The 17,712-nt window shown below is 71.4% G+C and carries 12 protein-coding genes; 3 read left to right on the top strand and 9 right to left on the bottom strand.

Annotation, left to right across the window (positions count from 1 at the left end):
- Positions 1 to 155: 155 nt before the first annotated feature.
- The 8 genes from ElP_RS08540 to ElP_RS08505 form a co-directional block, all read right to left on the bottom strand.
- Positions 156 to 830: a nucleoside deaminase gene (locus ElP_RS08540; protein ID WP_197446821.1), complete on the bottom strand. Its 675-nt coding sequence runs from the start codon at positions 828 to 830 to the stop codon at positions 156 to 158.
- A 237-nt stretch (positions 831 to 1,067) separates the two neighbouring features.
- Positions 1,068 to 2,087, bottom strand: coding sequence for an endonuclease/exonuclease/phosphatase family protein (locus tag ElP_RS08535; protein ID WP_145268343.1), 1,020 nt, complete (start codon positions 2,085 to 2,087; stop codon positions 1,068 to 1,070).
- A 279-nt stretch (positions 2,088 to 2,366) separates the two neighbouring features.
- Positions 2,367 to 3,752: a peptidoglycan-binding domain-containing protein gene (locus ElP_RS37740; protein ID WP_197446820.1), complete on the bottom strand. Its 1,386-nt coding sequence runs from the start codon at positions 3,750 to 3,752 to the stop codon at positions 2,367 to 2,369.
- A gap of 677 nt (positions 3,753 to 4,429) precedes the next feature.
- Entirely contained in the window at positions 4,430 to 5,170 is a 741-nt protein-coding gene (locus ElP_RS08525) for a hypothetical protein (RefSeq protein WP_145268341.1), read from the bottom strand.
- 243 nt (positions 5,171 to 5,413) lie between these two features.
- The gene (locus tag ElP_RS08520; protein ID WP_197446819.1) at positions 5,414 to 6,388 is read right to left on the bottom strand and encodes a DJ-1/PfpI family protein; all 975 of its coding nucleotides are present in this window, start codon (positions 6,386 to 6,388) and stop codon (positions 5,414 to 5,416) included.
- A gap of 589 nt (positions 6,389 to 6,977) precedes the next feature.
- Positions 6,978 to 7,523 (bottom strand): hypothetical protein, encoded by a 546-nt coding sequence (locus ElP_RS08515; RefSeq protein ID WP_145268339.1) that lies wholly within the window; start codon positions 7,521 to 7,523, stop codon positions 6,978 to 6,980.
- Positions 7,524 to 7,685: 162 nt separating this feature from the next.
- Entirely contained in the window at positions 7,686 to 8,012 is a 327-nt protein-coding gene (locus tag ElP_RS08510) for a hypothetical protein (protein ID WP_145268337.1), read from the bottom strand.
- Positions 8,013 to 8,694: 682 nt separating this feature from the next.
- Positions 8,695 to 9,420, bottom strand: a complete 726-nt coding sequence (locus tag ElP_RS08505) for a PEP-CTERM sorting domain-containing protein (protein WP_145268335.1) — start codon at positions 9,418 to 9,420, stop codon at positions 8,695 to 8,697.
- 529 nt (positions 9,421 to 9,949) lie between these two features.
- Here ElP_RS08505 and ElP_RS08500 point away from each other — a divergent pair.
- The 3 genes from ElP_RS08500 to aroE all read left to right on the top strand — a co-directional run bounded on the left by ElP_RS08500 (position 9,950) and on the right by aroE (position 15,105).
- Positions 9,950 to 11,347, top strand: coding sequence for a hypothetical protein (locus ElP_RS08500; RefSeq protein ID WP_145268333.1), 1,398 nt, complete (start codon positions 9,950 to 9,952; stop codon positions 11,345 to 11,347).
- Between the two features lie 91 nt (positions 11,348 to 11,438).
- Positions 11,439 to 13,409, top strand: a complete 1,971-nt coding sequence (mutL, locus tag ElP_RS08495) for a DNA mismatch repair endonuclease MutL (RefSeq protein WP_145268331.1) — start codon at positions 11,439 to 11,441, stop codon at positions 13,407 to 13,409.
- Between the two features lie 199 nt (positions 13,410 to 13,608).
- Positions 13,609 to 15,105: a shikimate dehydrogenase gene (gene aroE, locus ElP_RS08490; protein WP_145268328.1), complete on the top strand. Its 1,497-nt coding sequence runs from the start codon at positions 13,609 to 13,611 to the stop codon at positions 15,103 to 15,105.
- A 28-nt stretch (positions 15,106 to 15,133) separates the two neighbouring features.
- Here aroE and ElP_RS08485 read toward each other — a convergent pair whose 3' ends face one another.
- Positions 15,134 to 17,710, bottom strand: a complete 2,577-nt coding sequence (locus tag ElP_RS08485) for a YfhO family protein (protein WP_231749576.1) — start codon at positions 17,708 to 17,710, stop codon at positions 15,134 to 15,136.
- Positions 17,711 to 17,712: the final 2 nt, after the last annotated feature.

Below are 17,712 nucleotides of genomic sequence, written 5' to 3'. Positions count from 1 at the left end.
CTTAGCACCCCTCGTCCGCTGGTGCCACCCCGCCGCCCGGGGCTGGGCCCCGGCCCCGATCCCGCCCGTGCCGACGCCGGTCGGCCGCGCCGCCGGGTGCGGCCGGCCTCGCCGTCGCCGACCCCGACGGACGACTGCCCCACCCCCGTCGACGATCAGTAGTCGACCTTGTCGGGGCGGGCGGCGTACTCCTTCCAGACCTCGACGGCCTCGGGCCGGAGGAGCTCCTGCTGAGGGATGGCCCGCTCGCCGATCGGCCTGGAGAACTGGTCGTAGATGAAGTCGTCGTCGAAGTTGCCGTACTCCTTGGAGTCGGCGACGGTGGCGGCGTAGTAGATGCCATCCACGCCCGCCCAGTAGGCGGTGGCGAGGCACATGGGGCAGGGTTCCGAGGACGTGTAGAGGATGCAGCCGTCGAGCTTGGGGCTCTTGAGCAGGGCGCAGGCCTGGCGGATCGCGTGCATCTCGGCGTGCCAGGTCGGGTCGTTCTGGGCGACGACGTGATTGAGGCCGTCGGCGAGCACGTTGCCGTATCGGTCGACGACCACCGCGCCGAAGGCGCCCCCGGTCTTGTACTCGACGCCCGCCCTCCTCGAATTGGCGATGGCCCGACGCAGGTACGCCTCGTGCGTCTCCTCGGGGAACCGCGAGGCCAGCTCCTCGGCGGAGACGCGGGGCGTGTCGCTCGGCACCTGGGCGAGGGTCATGGCCCGGCCGGGGGTGGTCCCCTGGACCATCCAGACGCCCACGCCGGACAGCGTCCCGACCATCACGAGCAGGGCGCGAATCCGCAGGCGCCCTCGCCTCCGGCTGAAGGGGATCGAGTTCATGGGGGTCCTCGAGGGATGGGAGGCGGGAGGTGGCCTTCGGGCGGAGGGCCCCGGCGTCCGGTCGACCCCTGGCGCCCCCACGCCGCCGGCGTCGGCTCGAACAGGAGCCTCGGCGATCCCACCGGCACGAGGACCATAGTTCCCGCCTTCGCCCCTCGCCACTCGGCCGGGGCCCGACGCGGCCGGATTCCCGGAGGCCGGTGTCGTCCCCCCCGGGCTCGAGGACCCCGGCCGCCGTCAGTTCGACGGGGAGGGCGCCGGCGTCGGGCCGTCGTCGAGGAGGAGCAGCTCCGCGACCACCGCCCGGTGATCGGAGGGGTACGGGGTGACGACGAGGTCGGCGGACTCCCCCGACTCGCCGACCACGAGGCACTCGGCCACCCGGACCGTCGGGCGATCGCCCCCGCTCACGAACACGAAGTCGATGCGGTCGTGCCGGTCCCCGGGGTCGCCGGGCTCGGTCGTCGGGGTCCACGTCAGGCCCCTCATCGACGCGGGATCGGGATGAACGGCCCGGTATGCGTCGACGAACCCGGCGGCCTCGACCGCGCCCGTCGAGGGCCAACGCACCCCCAGGGGGCAGAGGCCCGCCGCGGCCGCGGCCGCCGTCCAGTCCCGGTGCGACGGCTCGTTGAAGTCTCCGGTGATCACCACCGGCAGCCCCTCCGGCAGGACGGCCCCCACCTCCGCCAGCAGCTCACCCACCTGCCCCCCCCTCGCCTCCCGGGCTTCCCGGATCGCCTCGGCCTCCGTCTCGATGAAGGCGCCGTCGCCGTAGGGGATCCCCAGCAGCTGGTACGGCTGATACGGGCTGTGGGCGAGGTGGGCGTTGAAGGCGTACATCCGCCGGCCCGAGGGCAGGACGAGGGCGGCACCCCACCTCCCGGGCGTGGCGTCGACGATCTCGAACCGGCTGATGATCGCCGTCCTCCCCCCCTGGTCGAGGTGGTGCCACCCCAGGCGTTCGGCCAGCTCGGCGCCCCGGTCGGGACGGGGTTCCCCCTCCGGGGCCAGCCCCTCCGTCTCCTGGAGCCCGACCACGTCGGCCCCGGATTCCCGGATGACGGCGAGCGTCTGCTCGATCGGCTGCCGCCCCGCGTCGCCGCCGTGCCAGAGGTTGAAGCTCAGGACGCGGACGGCCTCGGGGGCGGGCCCTTCGCCCCCCGCCTCGGCCGGGAGGGTCACGAACCCGACCAGCATGCAGGCCAGGGCCGGGACGAGGACACGAGAGAAACGCGAACCGAACGCTGCGCTCATGGGTGATCCCCGAGGCCGGCTCCGGCCGCCGATCGAATCCAGGAACGTCGATGTGTCGTCTCGTGGGAGACATCAACGACGCCGACATGCCTCCATGTCGCCTCGCGCCGGAGCCCCTCGGCCGGGGCCACCATCATCGGCCTCGACCCCGGCCCGTTCAAGGGCGTCGTCCCCCCCGGGCGAACGCCGGCCGGGTCCGACGCCGGGACGCCGGGCAGGCCCCCGGACCGAGACGAGGGCCCGGGGGCAGCCGGGGCGGCGCGTCGCCCCGCCGCGGGGTCATGGGGCGATGATCGAAGACAACGCCACTTCGGCCTGGCCCTTCATCCAGAAGTCGGCGGCCCCGGAGGCCTTCAACTCGACCAGGGCGGCATGCAGGCAATTGGTCTCCCGGACCTCGTCCCCCGACTCGGGGAATTGGGCCGTCGGGCCCACGAAGCTGTAGAACGGATAGACCGGATGCCATTCATAGCGGTCCTGGAAGAACACCCGGACGGTGTCCTGGCTGAAATCGACCTCGAAATCCACCCGGTCGATGCCGCCGAACGCGAACCGGAAATCCTGGCCGGCGGCGTCGTCGGCGAACTCGTCCTGCTCGAAGGTGAAATGCCCTTCCCCCCGCGGTTTCCTCCCGGGGCCCGGGAAGATCTCGCGCTTGAGGCGTTTCTTGATCCCGCGATCGCGCGTCAACCAGTCCTTGATGTTGGCGTCCTCGACGAAATCGGCCCCTTTGCCGTCGGTCAGGTAGAAATTGAGGTGCTTCAACGCGATCGGCTTGTCCTGGAATTGGGTCCGCTTCGCCAGGTCCACGAGCCCCTGCGCGCTGTGGACCTTGCAGGCGAGTTCCAGGAGGAAGCCGCTATTCGGGTTGGCCTGCACGTCCGCGTAGCGGCCCGACGGCCGATGGGCGTGGTTGATGCCCTGCACGAACCTCGGCGCCGTCGCGAACGTCTTGACCACCACCTCGATCGAGGCCGATCCGCCGTCCGTGAACGCGAGCGTGCTGGCCGTGATGGTCGTCCTGCCCAACGCCTTCCCGCTGAAGACCTTGAAGGTCTGCGGGTCCTGGACCACCGGGGCCTTCTCCCCGGGGACCACCGGCGCATCCGGGGCGATCTTGGCGATGCCCGTGTCGGCGATCGACACCTCCCCGAACATGCCATTGGTGACCTCGAAACTGCCCACACTATTCCTGCGCAGTTCCAGCACGACCCGCGGGCCGAAATCCGGGCCGGGCCGGATGACGGGCGCGGCGACGATCGCGGAGCCGGTCGCTGAGCCAGGCGCGGCGACGGTCGCACCATTGACCCCGAACGATCGGGAGCGATCGAGCAGCGCGACCAGGGGGAGCGGCCTGGGCGGGCGGACCCGTGAGAACGACGTGGGCTTGATCTGGACTCGGGGCCGGGGGATGGCCTCCTGCTGGAGGATCTCGCGATCGAGGCTGGCCATCGTCATCTTGCCGACGATATTGTCGGCCCGGGTCTGATGGGCCGGGTTGATGATCGATCGCACCTGCTTGTAGGCGAGGACCGCGGCGGCGGTCGCGGGGCCGTAGACCCCGTCGGGGTCGATGTCCGCGTCATCGAGCCGGATCAACGCCTGTTGAATCTTGACGACGTGCGTCCCGGTCGCGCCCGGGACGACATGGGCGGGATCGGACACGGCGGCGGCTTCGAGCGCGGGGTCGCCGCGGAACAGTCGTGATTGAAGACCCATGGGACGATTCCTGCTGGCGCCTCACCCACGGCAGGCGGGCGGAGATCCGCCTCCCGACGCGCCTGCCCGCCCTCCTCAAGCCGCCAGACATCCCGATCATCCCGTGATAGGTGCAACGGTGCAAGCAAATTCTCGGCGTGACGGGCGGGCGGGGGCCGGCCGACGAGACGGACCCGGGCGGCTCGACCGGATCCGGTTGGCGCCCCATGCCCGTCGCCCCCACGCCCGGCACGAACCCCGGCCACCCCGCCCGCCGCGAAACCGGGCCGCCACGCCCCGGCCCCGGCCGGAGGTCGACCCGGGTCGACCCGGACCTGGGCCGATTCCCCCCCGATCGGCCGCCCGCAGATCGGTCCGGTCCCCTCGGTCCCACCGCCGAGCCGCCTCCCGACGGCACGGCGGCCGCCGACGATCCGCCGGCGCCTGCCGCGGACTCGGCCTGGAGTTCCTCGTCTCCGGGCGCCACCGGCTCCGCCGGTGCCGACCCGAACCGGGGCACCGGCGGATCGCCCTCCGGCATCTTCGACCGGCCCGGAGCGCGGGCGGGCGAGCCGCCGCCGGCAACCCGAAACGGCTCGCCCGCGGTGCCACCCGACCGCGCTTGAACCGGCACAGGAGTATGCCTAATTCTTGATGTAGGGCTTCGGCTCCCCGTCCGGGCCTCGTCCCTCGGTCCCGCCATCCTGAGGAGACCCCGAGTCCTTCCGGGGACGGATGATCTCCACGTCGAGATTCTCGATCAGCACGGACGCGACCTCATCGGGAGTCCGGCGCTGGATGGACACCATCAGGATGGCGGTGAAATGGGGGGGAGTCGGGATCTCGATCACGTCCCGCTCGCCGTCGGGCCCGACCACTTGCTTCACCTGGATCCGGGCGTAGGCGAAGAAGTCATCGGGGTTGATCCCCCCCTCATACGCCTCGCCGAACGGGTACTCGACGGCGTGGTGGCTCCCCCCGAGGTCGAGGGACAGCACGACCCGAGTCCCTTCGCCCTTGACCACCGTCCCGGGGACACTGGCATGATACCCGAGGAAGCGCTCCTCCTTCGGGTCGGGGATGGTCACGGGGATCTCCAGCACCGCGACCCTGGTGATGCTGCCCGCCTCGACGTCCGCATCGAGGCGGACGTCCAGCCTGTCGCCGAACAGGATCGTCGTCGCGAGCCCATCGGGTGAGACGCTGCCGGTGACCGCGCCGGGTTCCAGGAGGCCGGCGCCGAGCACCCTGACCTCGCCGAATCGGCTCTGGAACGATTCCCCTTCGCCCTGCGCCCCCGCGACCGCCCGCCCGGGGACGACCCCAGCCAGGCCCACCAGCCCGCCGGACTGCAAGACCGACCGTCGCGTCAAGGATCCGCTCATAAACGCCTCCGAGAATCGCCCGAACGCCACGAGATTCATGCACGCCGAGAGGCCGCCTCGGGGTCATCTCGAGACGGATGGCGATCCTTCGATCCCATCGATCGGAGGAGTCCCCACGGCCATGACCATCATCAGCACCGGCCCGGGCCAGTTCAAGGGTGTCGAAAGGTGACCGGGTCGACGTGTCTCCCGGCCACCCGCGGCGAGTCCTGACCGGCCCGGACCCCGGACGACACCTCGGTCCTACTCCCGCTCCGCGGCCAACAGACGCCCCATCTCCTCACACAAGGGCCCGAGATCGTTGGGGTCACGCGCGGTGAGGAGCCGGCACTCCTCATCGTACACCGTCGGCTCGTCGAGGACGGTGAAGCCGGCGTTCTCCAGGTCGACGCGGATGTTGGCCACCCCGGTGATTTTGGTGCAGGCCGGGAACACGGCGTTCTTCTTCTCGCCGTCCCTGTCGGCGTTGATGAGGACCTGGGGGCCGTGGCACAGGCTGACGATCAGCTTCCCCGGGGCGCGGGCCTCGCGGACGACCCTCAGCGCGTCGCCGTCGGTCCGCAGCATGTCCGGGTTCCACGCGCCACCCGGGATGAAAATCGCGTCGTATTTGCCTACGTCGACATTCCTTAAAGCCAGGTCTGCCTTCACGCAGATGTCGTCGGCCAGCCACTGTGCGATGACGATGTGCCCGGGAGGGTTGCGGTAGGGCACCTTGGTCTCGGGGTCGCCGTCGAAGATCCAACTCTGACCGGCCAGGTCGACCTCGGCTCCCCTCGATTCGAGGAATCCCATCGGGATGTCGAGTTCCGGGAGCTCGGGGCCGTCGGCGCTGATGATGAGGACGCGCCTGCCGCTCAGGGAGGTCTTCCCCGCGTCGTCGGGGACGGAGATGGAAATCTTGTAATCGTTCCCACGCGTGTCGAGCTCGGGCGGGACCTCCTGGTATTTCGTCGCGAGCTGATGGGAGCGAGTCATCCACGCGTAGGTGACCTCTCCGACCCGCCATGTCGCGGTGCCGTATTGCGGGCTGATGACGAACACTTCGACAGAACCATCCGGCTTGACGGCTTTCACCTCCCCGGTCGCACCGCCGTTACGCACGAAGTCGCCGACCTTGACTTCAAGCGGTTCCTCCCCCTCCAGGCCCATCGAATGCCCCGCCTGCGGGGCCGTCAAGCCCAGGGTCAGGCCGGCGATCAGCACGAATCGTGTCATCCTGCACCTCTTCATGGGTCGCTCTCAGATGTGCGACTTGATGCGAGCGATCGGACAACATCAAGCTGCCTGACGTGATCATGGCCCGGAATGGGTTGCCCGCCCACGGTCCGCCTGCCCATCGTCGGGCGCCCGGGGCGCCGCGTGCGGCGTGACGACTGGCCGTGTCCCGACGGACCCGAAACCGAATTCAAACACCTCGGCCCGCCCCAAAAACATCCCGGGATTCTCGATGGGGTTCGGGGAGAAACATGGGGGAAGGCCGATGCCGGATCGCTCCCCCAGGTTGCGAGCCGCTCCGGGGCGTCGGGCCGCTCTGCGCGAGGAATCCCGGATGGTGGGGGCCCGACCCGACGTCGCGGTTCCCGGCGGCTGGCGCAGGCGGACGGCCGATCTCGGGTGCCACCGGCCCCGCCGGTGCCGGGTCGGCCCGGAGCACCGGAGGGACAAGTGGAATCCAAGGGTGAGGACTCTTAATATTTTTGTGCCACCCCGCCGCCCTTGTGTGATACGGCCATGAGCGCGGTCAGGCGGCTCGACTGACGCCCGGGAATGCCCACGAGGGATGCGGGATGCACTGGCGTCGCGATCAATTGCCCACCCGCCACCCCATCACGAGGAAGACGTTGCCCACGCGCCAGCCGACCGGGACAAGGCCATTGCCCCAGCCGGTCCCGGCGAGGGGATCGATCCCGGGGAACAGCGCGGCCCCGTCGACGAGCCGGAGCGGCAGGACCCCATCGCCGGCTCGCAGCAGGGGCAGGGTGCCGCCGTTCTCGAGCGGCGTGGTCCCGCCCCCCGAAGCGGCGGCGAACCCGCGCTGGCCCAGCATCCGCGACAGGACCGCCGCCTCGGGGCCGGCGGGCGTCCTCAGGTGGAGGCGCACGTACTGGCAGACCTCGCCCGAGACGCTCACCCGGCCCAGGATCTCGGCGGACTCGATCATCTCCACCGGGACCTTCGTCCAAGAGCCGCCCATCGGGTCCTGGTTGAAGAGGATCTCCCCCGAATAGGCGTCGTCCGACCGCTTGGCCGCACCGACGACCGTGCACAGGCCCGACGACGAATCCTGCTGCAACGCCTGGGCGAGTTTCTCGCCGCTCAGGAGCCTCTCATCCACGCCGATACCTGGCATATTTTCTCTCCGTCATGAAAACTCAGAGACCGCTTCTCGCCCAGGCCCGGCGGACCGGACCGCCGGGTCGGGCCTCGATATGACCATGATGCACAGCGGCGAGCCGGGCCCGCCGCGGCGCCAGGGTTGGCGGCATTGCGGTGCGAGCAGGGAATGCCATCCCTAAACGCCGTCGATCTCGCCCTTGCCGGCCATGAACGCGTAGACCTCGACGAGCGAGGTCAGGAGCGCGAGCCACCCATAGATGCCGGGGGCCACGCGGATGTGGTGTCGTTTCTGGACCACCATCCCCAGGGCCCAGGCCCCGAGCAGCCCACCGACGACCAGATGGGCGAACGCCTGGAAACGGTTGTCCATCACGCCCGAGAGGCGGAGGTAGGCCAGCACGCAGCAGACGACGGCCCAGCCGATTCGGATTCCGGTGCTCGCGATGGGGGCGTGGCGCCCGACCTCCAAGGCCTTCGCCTCGCCTGTCGCTGTCATACTCATGATTGTCGCCTCGATTCTAACCGACTATCGACCGGGCTAAGCGGACCAGACCGCCGAGCGAAATCGATGCACAAACATAGGTCACCGCGAGGAATCGGGCCTGATGCGTCAATCGGTCCAGGCCTCGACACTTCCTGCCAAGTCAGGCCAGAATTCCGCGGCGAAAGATATCAATGCATGGCAGAAAACTAAAGGCAAGCAAATTCCCGTGAGGCTCCGATTTGCTCCCGATCGACGCCGCTTCGCTCGACGTCGTACGTTCCCCGCCCCCGATGGGGATGGAGTCAGGGCCATGATCCCTCGCGACGATGGGGTTGTCACACCGGCGGGGTGGCCGGGGTCGTCCTCGACCCCGGTCCGGTCACCCAGGCGACGCCGGTCGACCGGGGTCGAGGACGACCCCGGCCACCCCGCCGGCACCGATCCTTAGGGGCGAATCGTCATCATAAATGCAATCGCGCCGGTCCCTGCCCGGCGCCGATTCGAGGCGAGTCCGGTCGCGAGGAGGCTCCGAGGCCGACGCGACCGGGCGTGCGGCTGCCGAGGGCGGCGCCGAGCAGCCCATGAGCCGCCGGCCGGAGGGGCGTCGCACTGGGACGCCTCGCCATGTCAGCAAGCCCGGCCATGGGGTCCACGGGGCTGAAGGCCATGCAGACCCCGGGCGTTTCCCGAGTCACGGCCGCTACGAGCTGCGACGTCGGCGGATCGACGAGCATAATCCGATGAGGCCGGTGACGGTCAGGACGAGCGACGCCGGCTCCGGCACGACGGCGATGTTGTCGATGCCCAACTGGGCGACGACCGCGGGGATCGGGGACACCGGATTGGGGAAATTGGGGTCGGGGCTGTGGTAGAGGCGGATGAGGGTCGCACCCGTCAACGCCGCGTCGACGTCCCCGAGCCCGGCGGTCAGGTCGCCCGGCCCGATGAGGAACGTCACCGTCATCCACCCGCTGCCGGTGGGCACGATCAACGCGTCCGTCGAGAAGGCGACGTTGCTGGGCGGGCCGGCCGTCGGGTCTTCGAAGGCCAACCGCAGGGCCAGCTCCGTCGATCCGAAGTTGTTCACGTCCATGGTGATGGCGCGCACGCCCGCGGCGAGGTAGTCCCCGGTCCAACGGGGATCGAGGTTGCCCACCGAGAGCCGGCTGCCCGGACCGTTGCCGCCGAGGGAGGTCAACATCAGGAAGCTATCAGCGGCCCCACCGGGCCCTCCCGTCGAGACGACGGTGGGGAGGGCGTCGGCAGGCGGGGGCGCCATCCCCGCAAAGTTCACTGTCCAGCCTTGGGTCGTCCCGTCCTCGAAGTCATCGACCTGGCCGACGATGGGGTCGGCGAAGGCCGCCGATGGGGACAGGACGCCGATCGCCGCCAGCAGGACAAGAGCCGACCATCTCATCATGTCCATCGCTGCCTCCTTCGATCGAATCTGAATGTCCGCCACTCCCGGAGATTGGACTCGGGTGGCTCGTCGTGTTCAAGGGGCCAGATCTCGGCGTCGGTTCCCGTCCGTTTGCTGAGCCCGATTCTTCCCGCTTGCACCCGCCGCAGGCACGTCCCCGCAGTGCCCGTTGATCGAGACGATGTACGTTTGATAGTTGTGGATTCTTTCGGGCCTATTCCCGTGGTCCGGACCTTCAGAGGGACAGATCCCTCCGGATCTTCGGTGCATGAACCTCTCATGTTCACGGCCACCCACCGAACGTCCAATGCGCATCGGGGCCGCCCGAATTCTTCGGGGTGGAGCGATCACGAGCATCCGGTCCATGCCGGGGTCGATGGCGGAAATCTCGGCCCCGTCGGCGGAAAAAGTGACTGCCGGGGCCCGATCCCCTGATCTTAAGGGTGTACGGCCGACGCCGATCGCGCGGGACGACGCCGTCCCCCCGGCGCGGCCGGGCCGATCCGCGGCCCGGGCACCCCTTGAGATCCCCCCGATGACGCCCCCCTCCGAGAAGCAGCTCGCCGCCAACCGCCGCAACGCCCTCCGCTCCACCGGACCCAGGACCGCCGAGGGCAAGCTCCGCAGCCGCCGCAACGGCCTGGCCCACGGCCTCGCCGCCCAGGTCGTCGTCCCCGAGGAGGACCGCGCCGCCTTCGACGCCCAGCTCGCCCGCTGGGACCGCGAGATGGGCCCGGCCAACGTCGTCGAGCGCCACCTCGCCCGCCGCGCCGCCGCCTGCTCGGTGAAGCTGGAGCGGATCGAGCGCGCCCGCGAGCAGACCCGCCGCGAGGCGGCGCTGAAGGCCCTGGCCGGCTGGGAGAAGCGGCGCCAGGCCCGGGCCCGCCGCAAGGCCCAGGACCTCGTCAAGGACCCCAGCAACACGGTGCTCGACCTGGAGGGGACCGCCTTCGGCTGCGACTGGCTGATCCGCCGGTGGCAGGCCCTGGACGCCCCGCTGCAGCTGGGCCAGGGCTGGGACCAGCGGACGGTGCTGAAGGCCCAGGCATTGCTCGGCTTCCCGGACTCCCTGCCCGGCCCCGACGCCGACCGGGAGGTCCGCCGCCTCTGGATCCTCACCGCCGCCGCGTCGCCGACGCAGGTGACGGCGCTGCCCCGGCTGGAGGCCGAGGAGGGCTTTCCCACCGACCCGGCGCACGCCCGGGCCTCCCTGAGCCGGTTCGTGGCCGAGCAGGTGCGGCGGCTCGAAGGGCTGCGGGCCGAGTCGTGGGAGGAGGTGGAAGGGCCCGAGGGCCGGGCCGTCGCGCTGCAGGCCGCGGCGGCCGACCCGTCGGGCGAGGGCCAGCTGATGCACCGCTACGAGGTGGCCGCCGACCGCGCGGCGAACGCCGCCGTCCGGCTGTTTTTGAACCTGCGGGACCGCCGGCGCCGGGAGCTGCTGGAGTTGTCGAAGGAGGCGAGGCATTGCAGCATCCCCCGGGCCCCGGTGGGGGGCGGCTGGTGGTGCGAGGTCGACGCCGACCCGGCCCCCCCCGGCTTCGAGCGGATCGCCTCCGAGCCGTCGCCCGATCCGATCGGGGCAGATTCCCTCCCCGGCTCCCCGATCCCCTCGGCTGAGGTCGAAACCCGGCCGGATCCCCTCCGAACCGGGCCTTCGGCCGGCCCGGTCGCCGTTGCCCCTCCCTCGAACTCGGCCGAGGCCGAGGCCGAGCCCGAGGCCCCGGCCGAAGCCCGGCCCGCCTCGTCGGATGCGCCTCGACGGACCGAACCCATTTCGAGGGGCGCACCGGATCGGGACGGGCTCGGGAATGCGTTTCGACGCAACGATTTGCGTCCCGATGCGGGGCCGGGCTCCCGCCGGGACGCCGGGCGCACCGACCCCTCCCCGGCCCGCCCCCGGCCCCCGGCTGGGCCGCCCGATCGCCGCCCCTGACCGCCCTCGGCTCGCTCCCGACCCGTCCTCCTGATCGTTTGATCAGAGTGTATAATGGCCGAAGGGCCATCCGGGGAGGGGAGCGAGGGCGATGGGACAGATCCGAGAGCTGCCTCCGTCGGTCGTCAACCAGATCGCCGCGGGCGAGGTGGTGGAGCGTCCGGCCAGCGTGGTCAAGGAGCTGCTGGAGAACGCGATCGACGCCGGGTCGACCCGGGTGGAGCTGTCCGTCGAGCGGGGGGGCCGGGATCTGGTCCGGGTGGCCGACGACGGCTCCGGGATCGCGCGGGAGGACCTCCCCCTGGCCTTCCGCCCCCACGCCACCAGCAAGCTGGTCGGGGCCGAGGACCTGCACTCGATCCGGACCCTGGGCTTCCGGGGGGAGGCGCTGGCCGCCATCGCCGAGATCTCCCGGGTCCGGTGCCAGACCCGGACGGCGGACTCGGAGGTCGGCTCGGAGATCCGCATCGAGGGGGGGGAGGCGTCGGAGATCAAGGACTGCGGCTGCCCGGTCGGCACGAGCTTCGAGATCCGCAACCTCTTCTTCAATACCCCGGTCCGCCGGACCTTCCTCAAGAGCGACACGACCGAGGCCGGCCACGTGGCCGAGATGTTCACCCGGATCGCCCTGGCCCACCCGACGATCCACCTGACGTACCGGTCGGCGGGGAAGACCCTCTACGACCTGCCCCCCGTCACCGGCCTGAAGGAGCGGGTGGCCGTCTTCTTCGGCCGGGAGCTGGCCGAGGCCCTGCTCTGGGTCGAGAGCGAGGTGGACGACGTGCACCTCTGGGGGTACGTGGCCCACCCCTCCCAGAGCCGGTCGAGCGCCAAGGGCCAGTACCTGTTCGTCGGCGGCCGGTACGTGAAGGACCGCTCCCTGGCCCACGCCCTGGCCGAGGCCTACCGGGGCCTGCTGATGGTCGGCCGGATCCCGGTGGCCTTCCTCCACCTGGAGCTGCCCCCCGAGGAGGTGGACGTGAACGTCCACCCGACCAAGGTCGAGGTCCGCTTCCGGGACTCCCAGCGGATCTACGGCCAGCTGCTGCGGACCGTCCGCCAGACCTTCCTGACCAGCGACCTGCACGGCCGGCTCCAGGCCCCCCCGGCCCGGCCCGAGGTGACGCCGCCGGGGCCCTCGGATGCGGCCCGGCCGGGCTCCCCGGGGGCCTCGGGGTCGTCCGACTTCGCCCTCCGCCCCGGCGTCCCCGACCGCCAGACGGTCGCCTCGTGGTTCCCCCCGTCGGGGTCGTCCTCGACGCCCCCGGACCTCGGCCCCCTGCCCGTCCGGGAGGAACCCGACTGGGCCCGGGCACTCCCCCCCCGTCCCGAGCCGGGCGCGGCCCCGCCCCCGGCCTTCGACGAGTTCGGCGGGGAGACCTCGGATCCTTCGGGACCTCCGTCCCCACCCTCGGCCTCGGCCTCGGCCTCGGCCGGTCCCGTCGCCGGGGCCTCGGCGGCGGCCCGGCCGGTCGAGGAGCTGGCGTCGCTGCCGCCCCGGGCGATCCAGGTCCACGACAGCTACCTGATCGCCGAGACCGAGGACGGCATGGTGGTGATCGACCAGCACGCCCTGCACGAGCGGATCCTCTTCGAGGAGTTCCGGGGGCGGGTCGAGCGCGGGGGGGTGGAGTCCCAGCGGCTGCTGGTCCCCGAGCCGGTCGAGCTGGGGGCCGACGAGGCGGCCGAGGTCCTGGAGCGCCGGGAGGTCCTGGCCCGGCTCGGCCTGGAGGTGGAGCCCTTCGGCGGCGGGACGGTGCTGGTGGGGAGCGTGCCGGCGATGCTCGGCCCGGTCTCGCCGACCCGGCTGCTCCGGGACCTGGCCGAGCAGCTCGTCGGCCGCGCCGTGCCCCCCTCGGCCGACGCCGTGCTCAACGACGTGCTCAGCCTGATGGCCTGCAAGGCCGCGGTGAAGGCGGGGCAGCGGCTCTCGGCCGACGAGGTCACCGCCCTGCTCTCCCGACGCCACCTTGTGACCGACCACCACCACTGCCCACACGGCCGCCCCACCGCCCTCGTCTTCACCAAGGAGGAGCTGGAGAAGCAGTTCGGCCGGGTCTGAGGGGCGATCCCGGCCGTCGCCCGCCGCCCCCTGACCGGCTTCCTCCCCCCCGCCGATCGTCGTATGATGAGCCGATCCCCCCGGGATCGGAGGGGGCGGGGGCGCCTCCCCGGCCCGCCGCCCGCCCGACCGATCCTCCGACCTGATCCGACCCGAATCCGAACGCCCGAGCGTCCGAGTCAGAGTGGAGCGTCCGCCGATGATCTGCGTCACCCTCGGCCGAGGCCGGCACCGCACGCTGCTGGAAGAGTGGAGCCAGGCCGCCGACGCCGGCGCCGAGCTGGTCGAGCTGCGGATGGACTGCCTCCGCAGCGAGATCAACCTCAAGCGCCTGCTCTCCGAGCGGCACACCCCGCTGGTCTTCACCGTCCGGCGGGGGGCCGACGGCGGCCTCTGGAGGGGCACCGAGGAGAAGCGGCTGCTGCTGATCCGGGAGGCGATCGTCTCCGAGGTCGACTACGTGGACCTGGAGCTGGACATCGCCAAATCGATCCCCCGCTTCGGCCACACCAAGCGGATCGTCAGCTACCACAACTTCCGGGAGACCCCCGCCGACCTCGACACCATCTTCGACCAGGCCCGGGGCGCCGGCCCCGACGTGGTGAAGGTGGCCACCCTGGCCAGGTCGATCGGCGACGCCGCCCGGCTCATGGAGGCGGCGGCCCGGTCGTCGGAGTCGGTGCCGACGGTCGGCATCGCCATGGGACCGCTGGGGGTCTTCACCCGGATCCTCAACCGCAAGTACGGGGCGCCCTTCACCTACGCCGGGTTCAACCCCGAGCGCGTCTTCGCCCCCGGCATGCTCGGCTTCGACGAGCTCTGGCGCGACTACGGCTACAACCGGATCAACAAGGACACCGAGGTCTACGCCGTCCTGGGCGACCCCGTCGCCCACAGCCTCAGCCCGGCGGTGCACAACGCCGCCTTCCGCAAGCTCGGCATGAACAAGGTGTACGTGCCGCTGCTGATCCCGGGGGGCACGCTCAAGGCGTCGCTGGAGGCGCTCTCCTGGCTCGACCTGAAGGGCCTGAGCGTCACGATCCCGCACAAGGAGGCGATCATCCCCCTGCTGAAGCAGGTCGACGGCGCCGTCGAGCGGCTGAAGGCCTGCAACACCGTGGTCATCAAGGACGGCGTCTGGACCGGCCACAACACCGACTACCACGCCGCGATGGGCGTCCTGGAGGAGGCCTTCGGCGGCTCGACCCGGGACGAGGTCAGCGTGCTGATGGACAAGCAGGTGGTCATCCTCGGCGCCGGGGGGGTGGCCCGGACGATCGCCTACGGCCTGAGCCGCCGGGGGGCCGGCGTCGCCCTGGTCAACCGGGACGACGAGCGGGCCGCCCGGGTCGCCTCCGAGGTCGGGTGCCGATACACGTCCTGGGCCGCCCGGGCCAGCACCCCCTGCGACATCCTGATCAACGGCACCCCCGTGGGCATGCACCCGAACCTGGACGACTCCCCCGTCCCCCCCGCCGCCTTCCGCGCCGGGATGCTCGTCTTCGACACCATCTACCACCCCGAGAACACGATGTTCCTGAAACTCGCCCGGGAGCGCGAGTGCCGGACGGTCACCGGCGTCGACATGTTCGTCCGCCAGGCCGCCCTCCAGTTCAAGCTCTTCACCGGCAAGGACGCCCCGGTCGAGGTGATGCGGGACGCCGTCTCCCGGGAGCTGGGGGTGACCCGGGACTAGGCGAGGACCGGGCCGGGGGGGACGGGCCTCAGGGTCGGTCGACGATCGGCTCCCGCTGCATGGCCTCGATCCCGGCCCCCCAGGTGAACCCGTGCAGGCCGATCGACCACCTCGGGTGCGGCCTCACCCCCTCGGGGCCGAGGGACACCGTCGAGGCCGCCACGATCGCCGACGCCAACACCGCCGCCACCCACGGCCACCAGCCCGGCCAGCCGACCGGCCCGTGCTCCCCCCCGAGCCGGGCGACTCGCTTCCGAGAGACGAGCATCCCCAACGCCATGACGGCGCCCGTCCCCGAGATCGCCAGGCCGAGCCCGAAGCCGGCCGGCCGGTACCGGAAGACGACCTCATGGTCCCCCGCCGTCAGGTAGACCGCCCGGAAGTTCACGAAGGCCGGCCGGATCGGCGCCGGCTCGCCGTCGACCGTCGCCGACCAGCCGGGGTCGAAGGTGTCGGCCAGGACGAGGTACGAGGGCCCGTCCGACCGGGTCCGCACCGCCACCCGCTCGGGGAGGTCGGCGACGACCTCAGCCCGGCCGCCCGCCTCGGCGTCGGCCGGAAGCGGCCGATCGGGATCCTCGACCACGACCCGGCGGAGGATCTCCGGGCCGAGTCGCCCCAGCAGCGCGACCGCCTCGTCCTCCCCGGTCGCGTAGGCCGGGCGGCCCATCAGCCGGGCCCGGGGCGAGGGCGAAGGGTTGGTGAAGACGAAGGCCGTCCCCAATTGCTCCGGCGGGGGCCAGTCGGGGATCCCGCCGGGGGAGCCGTAGAGGACGTGGGACGCCGAGGCCACGCTCGCCTGCGTCAGGCTGCCGGAGGTCGCGTCCATGAACCGCTTCCAGCGCCGGGGGATCATGGGGGTCTCCCCCATCACCGAGTCCAGCCCGTAGGCCGGCGGCAGGCTCCAGGCCAGGGTGTCGCGGACGGCCATGAAGTCGATCGGGAACGAGGCGTAGCCCGGCTCCCCGGCCGAGAACCGGGCGACGCCGACGACCCTCCCGTGGTCCGGGTCGGCCTTGATCCGCACGGCGCTGGCGGGCGGGTCGGTCCAGTAGGCGGGGTCGATCGTCACCACGTCATTCCAATGCGCCCCGAGCAGTTCGGCGATCACCACCAGCGGGAGGCCCGCCGCGGCGATCGTCCGGCCCCGTCCGGACCGCCGGGCGGCGGCGATCGCGAGTCCAAGGCCGAGGATCGTCAGGCCGGCCGTCCGGGCACCGGCCTCCGCGAGTTCCCGACCGAGCCAGCGGTATCGGTCCTGGTGGTAGGGCTTCGGCCAGGGGTCGGGGACCCGGAAGGCGGGGGCATAGACCACGAGCATGATCGGGATCGAGGCCAGGACGAGGGCCGCCACGGCCAGCGCCGCCCATCGGAGGCGGACCTCCCCCGGCCTCGCCAGGCGATCGGCCCCGATCGCCGCGAGGGCCGCCACGGCGAGCGACACCCAGAGGTGGAACCGCACCGGGATCCGGGAACTCCCCAGGACCGGGATCTCGTGGGCGTGGTCCATCAGGAAGGTGAACCGGCCGAGCATCAACAGCCCGCCGACCGTCGCCAGGATCGGCCAGAAGGCGCCCCAGCGGTCCCGACGCCCCGACATCCCCACCACCGCCAGGGCCAGGCCGATGACGCCCATGTACGTGTTCATTTCGTGGTACGGGTAGAACCCGTCCATCCAGTCCGTGTCCCTGGCCCGGGTGCCGTAGGCCTCCCGGAGCACCAGGGTCGGCAGCAGCTCCGGGCTCCAGGAGCCGTAGGTGAGCCCGTCCCAGGTCAGGCCCTCGGCCCGGGGGGAGCGGTCGAGCAGCTCCTTGGACGGGATCCATTGCACGGCGGAGAGCACCGACCCGAGCACCGGGATCGCCGCCGCCAGGGTCAGGACCGTCAGGCGGCCCCGCGCCCCGCGCTCGATCGACGCCCGGTACAGCCCGTAGACGCCGATCGCCATGCTCGACAGCAGGAAGTCCTGCAGGTGACCGGCGAAGATCTGGCAGGCCAGGGCCAGGGCCCCCAGCGCCACCCCCCGGAGCCGGCCGCCGTCCCAGGCGCATTCGAGGGCCCAGAACGCCAGCGGGACGCTCGCCAGCGCGTTGATCATGCTCGTGTGGATCAGGTGTGCCCACATGAACCCGCTCAGCGCGAAGAGCGAGGCCCCGGTCAGGGCCCCGATCGGCCCGACGTGCCGCCGGAGCCACCCATAAGTTCCCAGGCCCGTCAGCCAGATCGAGCCGACCGTGTCCAGCCCGAACGCCCGCCAGGTCTCCATCCAGGGGTAGAGCAGGTACTTCAACGGGTGGAGATATCCGGCCTGGCTCTCGCTGTAGAGCGGCATCCCGCAGTAGACCCCGGGGAACCACCGGGAGAACCGCCCGGCCTTCAGCTCGTCGGCGAAGAAGTCCCGGTAGGGGAGGTTGATCTCAGTCACGTCGAAGTAGAACAAGGCCGCCCGCATCGAGACGACGTCCCAGAAGAAGGCGACGATCGCCCCGGTCCAGGCGAGCAGGGCGAGCACGTCGCCGAGGCCCCGGGGCCGGGGGCTCGGCGACCAACCGGGGGCGGATGTCGTGTCGGGAGTCCGATCGGCGTCGGTCGGTTCGGTCGCCACGG

This window comes from Tautonia plasticadhaerens (assembly GCF_007752535.1).
Taxonomy (GTDB): Bacteria; Planctomycetota; Planctomycetia; order Isosphaerales; family Isosphaeraceae; genus Tautonia; species Tautonia plasticadhaerens.
This window is presented reverse-complemented; position numbering and strand designations above follow the sequence as displayed.